Origin of the sequence: Halorubrum sp. SD683 (assembly GCF_002135045.1) — an archaeon.
GTDB classification, from domain to species: Archaea; Halobacteriota; Halobacteria; order Halobacteriales; family Haloferacaceae; genus Halorubrum; species Halorubrum ezzemoulense.
The window spans coordinates 1-9998 of record NZ_NEWJ01000085.1; the positions used below are offsets into that span (position 1 = coordinate 1).

Consider the following 9998-nt stretch of genomic DNA (forward strand, 5'->3'; position numbering starts at 1 on the left):
TAGTTACGGTCGGCGTCACCGTTCGACAGAAGCGATCAATCGTACCAGTACTAAATCGCGTCGCGGAGCGCCGTTCGCCGACGGTCAAGGTCGAACGCGGCGTCAGGTGCGTCGAGCCGGTCGAAGAACGCGAACGCATCGGCGCCGGCGCGCTCGGCGTGGCCGATCAGCGCCTCGATCGCCGCACGGTTGAGCGCGAACGACTCCAGCTTGCCACAGCAGAGCGCCAGCGCGACGCCCGCCTCGCCGGAGGGGAAGGCAGGATCGATAACCGACAGGTCCGGGTCGACGGGCGCGTCGCCCGCGACCCCCGCCTCCGCGGCCGGGACGACCCGCAGGCACCGAGTACAGATCGCGACCGCGTCGGCCGGCGCGTACTCGCGGATCGAGGGCGGCACGGCGAACCCGACGGCGTCGGCGTCGCAGTGAGGACAGGGCACGACCGGAGATAGGCGGCGCTCAAGACTTAAACGCGGCCGTCTTCGGTGCGGCGAGAGCGGCGAGGGAAAACGGACAGAGCGATCAACAGAAAGAACGGCCGACGCGCGGTGGACGGTCAGTCGGCGGGCTCGGGTTCCTCGGTCTCCGCGGCCGCGGCCTCCGCGGCCGCCTCGGCCTCCTCGGCAGCCTCCTCTTCCTCCTTCTTCGCTTTGATCTTCTTCATGCGGAATATCTCCTCGCGCTCCTGCTCTTCGAGCTTCTGCTCGATGTACTCCTGATTCTCGTAGAGGCTCGGGAGCAGGGTGAACTCTAGGGCGTTCACGCGGCGCTTCGTGGTCTCGATCTCCGTGAGCATCTTCTTCATCGCCGTCTCCACCTCGGCGGCGAGGATGATCGACTCGAGCAGCTCCTCGTAGGCGTCGGCCGCCTCGTCGATCCGCGCCGAGGAGCCGAGCAGGCCGTACCCGCGCTCGTCGAGGCTCTTCTGTACCTTCGAGGACTCGATCTGCGGGACCACGACGCCCATGATGTTCTTCGACTGGGTCGTGATCTCCGGGTGCTCTTTCAGCGCCGCGGCCGCGCCGCGGACCGCCACGTCGCCCTCCATCGCCCGGGCCATGTCGATCTTCCGCTGGGCCGTCTCGTAGTTCTCGGAGACCTCCGACCGGACGTCCTGCGCCTGGTCGAGGATGTCCATGAACTCCATGATGAGCCCGTCGCGCTTCTGTTCGAGCGTGTCGTGACCGCGCTCGGAGAGCTCGATGCGGTCCTCGATCGCCATCAGGTTCTTGCGCGTCGGTTTGACGTCCTTGGCCATCTTGGGGGTAGGTTCCGCTCCGAGGCGGTTAATTCTTTTCAGACGCGCCGGATCGGCCGGGCAGCCGCCGCGGATCGGCCCCCGAGCGCGGTCACCGCGGCGCGGTCGCTGGCGAGGGGTATCGACCGCGGGTAAAAGGTGAGTCGAGGCGGATCAGTCGGCCGCTTCGACGACCTTGCGCTCGGAGTCGTCCTCGCGGTAGTGCTCCTCGATGAACTCCTCGTCGATCCGGTTGAGGGCGTCCTTCGGCAGCATCGAGAGGAGGTCCCAGCCGATCGAGAGCGTCTCGTCGATGTCGCGGTTCGTCTCGAAGCCCTGGTCGATGAACTCGGACTCGAACGCGTCCGCGAAGTCGAGGTACTTGTTGTCGAGCTCCGACAGCGCCTCGCGACCGACGATGTTCACGAGGTCGCGGAGGTCCTCACCTTCCGCGTACGCCGCGAACATCTGGTCTTTCACGTCGGCGTGGTCGGCGCGGGTGAGCCCCTCGCCGATCCCGTCGTCCATCAGCCGCGACAGGCTGGGGAGGACGTTGATCGGCGGCTGGAGGCCCTGGCTGTTGAGGTCGGGGTCGACGTAGATCTGCCCCTCCGTGATGTACCCGGTCAGGTCCGGGATCGGGTGAGTGTCGTCGTCGCCCGGCATCGTGAGGATCGGGATCTGCGTGACCGAGCCCTCGCGGCCCTTGATCCGGCCCGCGCGCTCGTACAGCTGCGCCAGGTCGGTGTACATGTACCCAGGGTACCCGCGGCGGCCGGGCACCTCCTCGCGGGCCGCCCCGATCTCGCGGAGCGCCTCGCAGTAGTTGGTCATGTCCGTCAGGATGACGAGGACGTGGTAGTCCTTCTCGAAGGCGAGGTACTCGGCCGTGGTGAGCACCATGCGCGGGGTGACCGTCCGCTCAACGGCGGGGTCGTCCGCGAGGTTCATGAAGACGACGGAGCGCTCCAGCGCACCGGTGCGCTCGAAGTCCTCCATGAACTCGTTCGCCTCCTCCTGGGTGATCCCCATCGCGCCGAAGATGACGGCGAACTCGGAGCCCTCCTCGTCGTCGCCGCCTTCCTCCTCCTCCGGCACGCTAGCCTGCCGGGCGATCTGCATCGCCAGTTCGCTGTGCGGCTGGCCGGAGCTGGAGAAGATCGGGAGCTTCTGCCCGCGGACGAGCGTGTTCATCCCGTCGATGGCGGAGACGCCCGTCTCGATGAACTCCTCGGGGTACTCCCGGGAGTACGGGTTGATCGCCGCGCCGACGATGTCCTGTCGCTCCTCGGGGACGATCTCCGGGCCGTCGTCGATCGGGCGGCCGGAGCCGTCGAGCACCCGCCCGAGGAGGTCCTCGGTGACGGGCATCTTCATCGTCTCGCCAAGGAAGCGGACGGACGCGTCTCTGTCGATACCGCTCGTCCCCTCGAAGACCTGGATCGCGACCACGTCCTCCGAGGATTCGAGCACCTGTCCGCGCAGCGTCTCGCCCTGTGCCGTCTCGATCTCGACGATCTCGTCGTAGCCGATCGCCTCGTCGACCTCGGCGTACACGAGGGGGCCGCTGATCTCGGTGATGGTTTGATACTCTTTCATGATCAGTAGAGGCTCCGGAGCTCCTCGGTGATCTCCGACTTGAGATCCTCGACGTACTCCTCGTAGTCCTCTTGGACGCCGATACGGTTAATCCGCGGGGCCGACTCGATGTCGATGATCTCCTCGACCGGGACGCCGGCGTCGAGCGCGTCGAACGCCTCGTCGTTGAACGTCTGGATCGTCGTCAGCATCAGGTACGTCTTCTCCGGCGGACAGAACGTGTCGACCGGGTGGAACGCGTTCTGCTGGAGGTACGCCTCGCGCAGGTAGCGCGCGACCTCCAGCGTCAGCTGCTGGTCGTCGGGCAGGGCGTCCTTCCCGACGAGCTGGACGATCTCCTGGAGCTCCGTCTCTTCGTCGAGCACGTCGACCGCCCACTGGCGGCGCTCCGCCCAGTCGTCGGCGACCTCGTCCTCGAACCAAGGGTCGAGCTGGTCTTTGTACAGCGAGTAGGACTCGTTCCAGTTGATCGACGGGAAGTGGCGCCGCTCCGCCAAGTCCGCGTCGAGCGCCCAGAACGTCTTCACGATCCGCAGCGTGTTCTGGGTGACCGGCTCGGAGAAGTCGCCGCCGGGCGGCGACACCGCGCCGATCGCCGAGACGGAGCCCTCCGTCCCGTTGATGTTCTCGAAGTAGCCGGCGCGCTCGTAGAACTGCGCGAGCCGGGCGGCGAGGTACGCGGGGTACCCCTCCTCGCCGGGCATCTCCTCCAGCCGGGAGGAGATCTCGCGCATCGCTTCCGCCCACCGCGAGGTGGAGTCGGCCATCAGCGCCACGTCGTACCCCATGTCGCGGTAGTACTCGGCGATCGTGATCCCGGTGTAGATACAGGACTCACGCGCCGCGACCGGCATGTTCGAGGTGTTCGCGATGAGCGAGGTGCGGGCCATCAGCGGGTTGCCGTTGGCCGGGTCCTCGAGCTCGGGGAAGTCCTCGATGACCTCGGTCATCTCGTTGCCGCGCTCGCCGCAGCCGACGTAGACGATGATGTCCGCGTCGGCGTACTTCGCGAGCTGGTGCTGCGTGACCGTCTTCCCGGAGCCGAACGGGCCGGGGATCGCGGCCGTCCCGCCCTTCGCGATGGGGAAGAGTCCGTCGAGGATGCGCTGGCCGGACACCAGCGGCGTCCGGGGCGTCTTCTTGTCGTTGGCGGGGCGCGCCTCGCGCACCGGCCACTCCTGGTGCATCGAGACCTCCTCGCCGTTGTCGAGCTCGACGACCGTCTCGGTGACGTCGAAGGATCCGGACTCGGCGGCGACGACCTCGCCGCCCTCGTAGTCCGGCGGCACCATGACCTTGTGGTCGATGGTGACCGTCTCCTCGACGACGCCGACGATGTCGCCGGGCTCGACGACGTCGCCCGCCTCGACCTCGGGCTCGAACTCCCACTCCTCCTCGAGGTCGATGCCGGGCGCGTCGACCCCGCGGTCGAGGTACGGACTGCCCATCTTGCCCTCCAGCACGTCCAGGGGGCGCTGAACGCCGTCGTAGATGGCGTCCAGCATCCCCGGGCCGAGGTCGACCGACAGCGGCTCGCCCGTGTTCTCGACGGGTTCGCCGGGGCCGACGCCGGAGGTCTCCTCGTACACCTGAACCGTCGTGAGGTCGCCCTCGATCTCGATCACTTCCCCCATGAGCCCTTCGTCGCCGACGTAGACGACGTCGTTCATGCGGGCGTTGAGATCGCGGGCGGTCACGACCGGACCGCTCACGCTCTGGATGACGCCGCTGTCTTCGACGGCGTCGGTTGTGTCTGCTTTGCTCATATTAGTCGTCTTCCTCCATCAGGTCGATGCCGATGGCGCGTTTGATCTGGTCGCGCAGCCCGCCGCTCCCGGCGCCGGAGCCGCCGAGCGTCACGAGGACCGGTTCGATGCTGCCCTCGACCGCCTCGCGGGTCCCCCGCGAGAGGTGGTCGAGGTCGTCGTCGTGCATCACGATGATGCCGACGCCCTCGTCGTCGAGCGTCCGCTCGACGGCGTCGTCGAGCTTCTCGTCCTTCTCGTCGTCCGGCACGTTCTCGAACGCCCGAACGCCGGCGAGGCGGAATCCGGTCGTGAACTCCGGGCTGCCGACGACCGCTATCTCCTGGCTCATGTTATCACCAGCTCCGATTCGATCTCGTCGGCCGAGAGGCCGGCCTCCTTGCCGCGGGCGATCGCCCGGATGTTCTCCGTCTCGCGCTCCTTCGCGAGGATGTACGAGATGACCGGGGTGACCGACACCGGGTGGATCGTGCCGAGCCGGTCGCCGTACGCCAGCAGCGCGCCGTCGATCGCGTGTTCGAACGCGATGAGGCTGTCCGCCTCCTCGAGCTCGCGCAGCGCGGGCCCGAGCTCCTCGCCGTACTGGCTGTCGCCGATGTACTCGACCAGTTCGTCGAGGTTCTGCGCCAGCCGCGCGAGCGACGAGCGGGTGAACAGGTCGCCCCCCTCGATGAAGTACGCGGCGGGGTCGATGTCGGCGCCCGAGCGGGCGAGCCGGAGCGCGTTCGTCGCGTTCCGGAAGTCGACCTCCGCCACCAGGAACGACTCGTACTGCCGGGTCGGCTCGTCGCCGCCGAGCCCGGAGAGGAGCCGCTCGTAGAACGCGCGGTCGACCGCGTTCTCTAAGGGCACCAGCACGTCCGTCTCCTCGAACTCGGCGTACGCCTCCCGCAGCGGCTCCCCGTAGATCGTGTCTTCGAGGACCTCGATCACGCCGTCGATCGAGTCCGCCTCAAGCAGGCGACGGATCCGGCGGTCGTCGAACTCGCCGGCGCGGATCAGGTCGACCTCGACGGCCGACTGCTCCGCGTCGGTGTAGACGCCGCGGATGACCGTCTTCACGTTCCAGGCGTCGAACTTCCGGAGGTACCGGGCGATCAGGTCGTACAGCGACCCCTCGCTCCAGTCGAGGATGGCGTCGAACTGCTCGGCGAGGTTCCGGTTCAGCGCGTACTCGATCAGGTCCACGCCGCCGTGGCGGCTGCCGAGCGCGTTGATCTCCTCGCCGTAGCTCGACTCCTCCATGAACCGGGCGATCTCGGCCGGGCCCATCCGGGTGAGCTTGCGGTACTCCTCGTCCCCGTAGAGGCTGCCGCGGCGGGCACGAACCCGCGCGACGACGTACTCGGGGTTCGGGCTGCCGGCGGCGCTCATTGGTCGAACAGCCGCTCCGAGATGTTCTTCAACTCGTCGTCCCAGACTGCCTCCAGGACCGAGTCGAACGTGTTGTTCACGCGAACGCGGGAGGTGTCGCTCTCCGCGACGACGCCGCCGAGGCAGTCGACCTCGCCGTCGACCTCGGCGTTGCGGTCCGCGACGAGGTCTTCGAGCAGGTCGACGTCCTCGGCGCGGGTGTAGACGGCGACGGCCTCGTCGTCGTCGAACTCCGCGAGGCTCGCGTCGAGTAAGGCCTCGGTGAGCTCGCGGCGATCGTCGCCGTCGAGGGCGGAGATGGCCGCTTCGACGTCGTCGTGGACGTCCTCCAAGACGTCACGTCGAGCGCCGAGCCGCTCCTGTTTGGCCTCGAGCTTCGCCGAGGAGAGCGTCTGTTCGCGCTCCTGGTCGATCTGGTCTTCGACCTCGGCGAGCCGCTCCTCGCGGATGCGCTCCGCGTCGGCCTCCGCCTCGGCGACGATCTCGTCGGCCTCCGCCTCGGCCTGTTCGCGGATCTCCTCCGCACGCGCGCGGGCCTCATCTTCGACGTCCTCAACGACGGTTTCCAAACTCATTGGTGTGGAAGGAAGTACCGCTTAGACGATGAAGACGACGACGAGTGCGAGGATGACGATCGTCTCGGGAAGGACGGTCAGGATGAGCCCGTTGACGAAGAGGTCGTCGTCCTCGGCCATCGCCCCGACGGCGGCCGACCCGATACCGCGCTCCGCGTAGCCCGCGCCCAGCGCCGCGAGCCCGACGGCCAGCGCCGCCGCGGCGTTGGGGTCAGTCAGCGTTCCACCAGTCGACAGTACGAGGTTCCCGAGTTCGTTGGTAGCTTCAAGCATTGGTAGTAGTTGCGGTTGCTCGTCTCCGAACAGTTGCTATTTGCCCCCAGAGGAGTCATAAAGCTTCCCAAAACGACCGGACAGAAGACGGAAGAACGGAGGCGAGAGCGGACGCTATCGCGTCGAAACCCGACGGAACCGTCGCGTTTCAACCGGCTGCGAAGCGGCGAGACCGGCGGACGACGGACGGTCGGGTCGACCGTCAGTCGTCGCGGGTGTACTTCCGGTCGCGGCCGAACGGGAGGTACGCCCGCCCGCCGCCCTCGTAGAAGTTCCCGAAGAACTCCACGTACTCGAGGCGGACCGCCTGGATGCCGGCAGACGTGACGCCGAGCAGCAGGACGACGAGGTGGCCGACGAGCGCCACGACGATGCCGCCCACGAGGGCGACGATGCCCACGAGACCGATCGAGGCGGGGTCAAACGCGGTGGTGATCCCCGCGAAGACCAGCTCCTCGCTCGGCGTCTCCTGGACGTGATGGAGGTGCTCCGCGGAGAAGATGAAGTGGAAGCTCCCCTCGCCCCCCTTGTCGATGTACGCACCGAACGCGAGCAGGTTGACCGCGAGCGCCATCCCGCCCTTCGCGAGCAGGACGGCCATGATCCGGGCGTACGAGATGACGTTGACGATGGGCGAGAGGAACTCCGCGAGCTCCGGCGGCTCGCCGATCCCGAGCAGGACGAGCCCAAGACCCGCGGCGACGGCGCCGGCGATACCGACAACGACCGGGAAGCCGCTGAACGAGACCGTGCCGAACGTGAGGAGCGACACCGACTCGAACAGGAAGTCGGGCTTCGGGCCGGGGACGTGCTGGCTGAAGATCCAGATCCACGCGCCGTTGAGGATCAGGAGCCACGAGCCGGCCTCATAGAGCGCGTGCTTCACGTCGTGCTGCTGGAGCGTGCTCACGAACGAGAGCACGTGGCCGATGTTGAGGTGAACGATACCGAACACCACGCTGACGACGAGGAACGAGAGCCCCCAGTCGAGGTCGGCCGGCGAGAGCCCCTTCCCGGCGACGGGCCAGTGGACATCGCCCGGCAGCAGCTGGTAGGCGTGGTAGCCGAACAGGTCGATGCCGAAGTAGATCCCGAATAGTATCGTGAAGCCGCCCGCCCACATCGCGACGGAGCCGAGTTCGCGGAACGCGCCGTCGAACCGGGAGTACATGAAGAACCCGATGGCGGCGTACAGGACGCCGTACCCCACGTCGCCGATCATGAACCCGAACATCGCCGGGAACGTGAGGAACACGAGCAGCGTCGGGTCGAACTCGGAGTACTTCGGCCGCCCGAACGCCTGGACGAGCAGTTCGAAGGGGCCGGCCGCGCTCCCGTTATCCTGGACGACCGGCGGGTCGTCGGTGCCGTGCGCCGCGTGGCCGCCGTCGGTAGCGACCGCCGCTTCCGTTTCGGCGGACGCGCTGCCGTCGTCGGCCGACGGCGACTCGGTGCCGCCACTCCTGTCGACCGGCTCGGAGTGGTGGTCGCCGTCGGGGGTGAACGAGGCGCGTTCGAGCTCCTCGACCTCGACGTGGTCGCCGACCGCGTCGACGACCGCCGCCTCGAAGTCGGGGTACGACTCGGTCGGCACCCACCCCTCCGCGACGAACGCGTTCTCGGTGGTCGCGAACGAGAGCGGCGCCTCCTTCTTTTCGGCCTCGATCGTGAGCTTCTCCTCGGCGCGCAGCAGGAAGCCCGCGGCCTCCTCCTTCACCGAGTCGAGCTCGGCTTTGACGCCGTCGAGCTCGTCGCGGAGGTCGGCCTGCTCGGCCTCCAGCTCCGCGACGTACTCCTCCGGGCTCGCGTCGGCGTCCGGCACGTCGAGCAGCGCGATGTCGACGCCGACGAGCGCGTCCTGAACGACGCCCTCCGCGTCGCCGTCGGTCGGCCTCGCGACGATGGCGAGCACGTCGCCGCCGACGAACACGTCGAAGGCGTCGACCGTCTCGGCGTCCCCGAGCGCCGCCTCGACGGCGGCGGGTTTCGCCTCGCCGACGACGACCTCGACCGAGTCGTAGCCGCGCAGGTAGTCCAGGTCGATCCCGAGCTCCGCGAACGGCTCCATCCGGTCGATCTCCTCCTGTCGGTCGCGGATCGCGCCCTGTAGCTCGTCGCGCCGGTCGTTGAGCTCGTTGACGCGGTCGCGGACGCGGTCGAGCTCGGCTTCGAGCTCGTCGTCGTCAAGCGACCGCGCGACCTCGGCGTCGTCCTCGTCGACGTCGAGGATGCTCTCCAGCGACCGAACCGTCACGAGCCGCTCGTTGACGGTCTCGGCCCCGTCGAGCGACGTTCCGGGGTCGAACCCCTCGTACCGGTCGTCGTAGTCGGTGACGTGCAGGGAGTGGTGGGCGTACGCCGCCTCGATGACGTCGTCGATGACGCGCTTCGAGCCCGTCACCGACACCCGGCTCATCTGCTCAGGCCTGAGCATCCACCGCCTCCTCGGCCTGCTCGTGAACCGCCGCCTCGAACCGCTCGACGGCGTAGTCGACGGCCGATTCCACGCGGTCGCGGGCCTCGCGTTCGAGCTCGTCGCGGTCGGCACGCCCCGACTCGAGGATCTCCTCGCGCCGCTCCTCGATCTCCGCTCGGGCCGTGTCGAGCCGCTCTTGGGCCTCGGACTCCGCCTCCTCCTCGGCCTCGGCGCGGATCTCGTCCGCGCGCTCTCGAGCCTCGGCGAGGCGCTCTTCGGCGTCGGACTCCGCTTCCGCGACGATCTCGTCCGCCTCCCGTTCGGCCTGCTTGATGGATTCGAGCACCTCTGGTCTCGCCATGCTACTAATCGCCTGAAACTCTAGAAGCGACGTATAAGGTGTTTGCGAAAGCCCGCGGGGGTGCGACCGGATTCTGAGGCGATTCGGCGGTACTTCGAGCCGAACGCGTCGGCCGCAGTCGCGCGCCGCCGCCTACATTTAAGTAGCAGTCGCCGGACCGTCACCGTATGGCAACGGTGTATGCGGTCGCGTCGGCGAAGGGTGGCGTCGGGAAGACCACCACGACCGCCGCGCTGGCGACGGTGCTGGCGGACTCGGGCGCCGACGTCGTCGCGATCGACGCCGACCTCGGCATGGCGAACCTCGCGGACGCTGTCGGGGTGACGCCCGGCGAGATCACGATTCACGATGTACTCGCCGGCGACGCGGACCCGGCGGCGGCGAGTACATCGTGAAT

10 protein-coding genes and 1 pseudogene are annotated in these 9998 nt (G+C 68.0%); 1 reads left to right on the forward strand and 10 read right to left on the reverse strand.

Going from position 1 to position 9998, the window contains the following annotated elements; all coding sequences use genetic code 11:
- Window positions 1–50: 50 nt before the first annotated feature.
- The 10 genes from B9G49_RS14390 to ahaH form a co-directional block, all read right to left on the reverse strand.
- Window positions 51–440, reverse strand: a complete 390-nt coding sequence (locus B9G49_RS14390; RefSeq protein ID WP_049931795.1) for a DUF6276 family protein — start codon at window positions 438–440, stop codon at window positions 51–53.
- Window positions 441–556: 116 nt separating this feature from the next.
- Window positions 557–1258, reverse strand: a complete 702-nt coding sequence (locus B9G49_RS14395) for a V-type ATP synthase subunit D (RefSeq protein WP_049931793.1) — start codon at window positions 1256–1258, stop codon at window positions 557–559.
- Between the two features lie 153 nt (window positions 1259–1411).
- Window positions 1412–2836: a V-type ATP synthase subunit B gene (locus B9G49_RS14400; RefSeq protein WP_049931791.1), complete on the reverse strand. Its 1425-nt coding sequence runs from the start codon at window positions 2834–2836 to the stop codon at window positions 1412–1414.
- Between the two features lie 2 nt (window positions 2837–2838).
- Window positions 2839–4602: an ATP synthase subunit A gene (locus tag B9G49_RS14405; protein WP_049931790.1), complete on the reverse strand. Its 1764-nt coding sequence runs from the start codon at window positions 4600–4602 to the stop codon at window positions 2839–2841.
- Window position 4603: 1 nt separating this feature from the next.
- A complete protein-coding gene (locus B9G49_RS14410) occupies window positions 4604–4933 on the reverse strand; it encodes a V-type ATP synthase subunit F (protein ID WP_006629423.1) in 330 nt (109 codons plus the stop codon).
- On the reverse strand, window positions 4930–5976 hold the full coding sequence (locus tag B9G49_RS14415; RefSeq protein ID WP_049931788.1) for a V-type ATP synthase subunit C: 1047 nt from the start codon (window positions 5974–5976) through the stop codon (window positions 4930–4932). Before B9G49_RS14415 ends, B9G49_RS14410 begins: the two co-directional genes overlap by 4 nt.
- Window positions 5973–6551 carry a V-type ATP synthase subunit E gene (locus B9G49_RS14420; RefSeq protein ID WP_086216835.1) on the reverse strand — a complete coding sequence of 193 codons (579 nt, stop codon included), beginning with the start codon at window positions 6549–6551 and terminating at the stop codon, window positions 5973–5975. The genes B9G49_RS14415 and B9G49_RS14420 overlap by 4 nt, the downstream gene beginning before the upstream one ends.
- Before the next feature lie 21 nt (window positions 6552–6572).
- On the reverse strand, window positions 6573–6824 hold the full coding sequence (locus tag B9G49_RS14425; protein ID WP_049931785.1) for an ATP synthase subunit K: 252 nt from the start codon (window positions 6822–6824) through the stop codon (window positions 6573–6575).
- A gap of 202 nt (window positions 6825–7026) precedes the next feature.
- Window positions 7027–9240: a V-type ATP synthase subunit I gene (locus B9G49_RS14430; RefSeq protein ID WP_086216836.1), complete on the reverse strand. Its 2214-nt coding sequence runs from the start codon at window positions 9238–9240 to the stop codon at window positions 7027–7029.
- 4 nt (window positions 9241–9244) lie between these two features.
- A complete protein-coding gene (gene ahaH, locus B9G49_RS14435; protein ID WP_049931783.1) occupies window positions 9245–9601 on the reverse strand; it encodes an ATP synthase archaeal subunit H in 357 nt (118 codons plus the stop codon).
- Between the two features lie 167 nt (window positions 9602–9768).
- Here ahaH and B9G49_RS14440 point away from each other — a divergent pair.
- Window positions 9769–9984, forward strand: a pseudogene (locus B9G49_RS14440) (AAA family ATPase); the annotation flags it as partial.
- Between the last annotated feature and the right edge of the window lie 14 nt (window positions 9985–9998).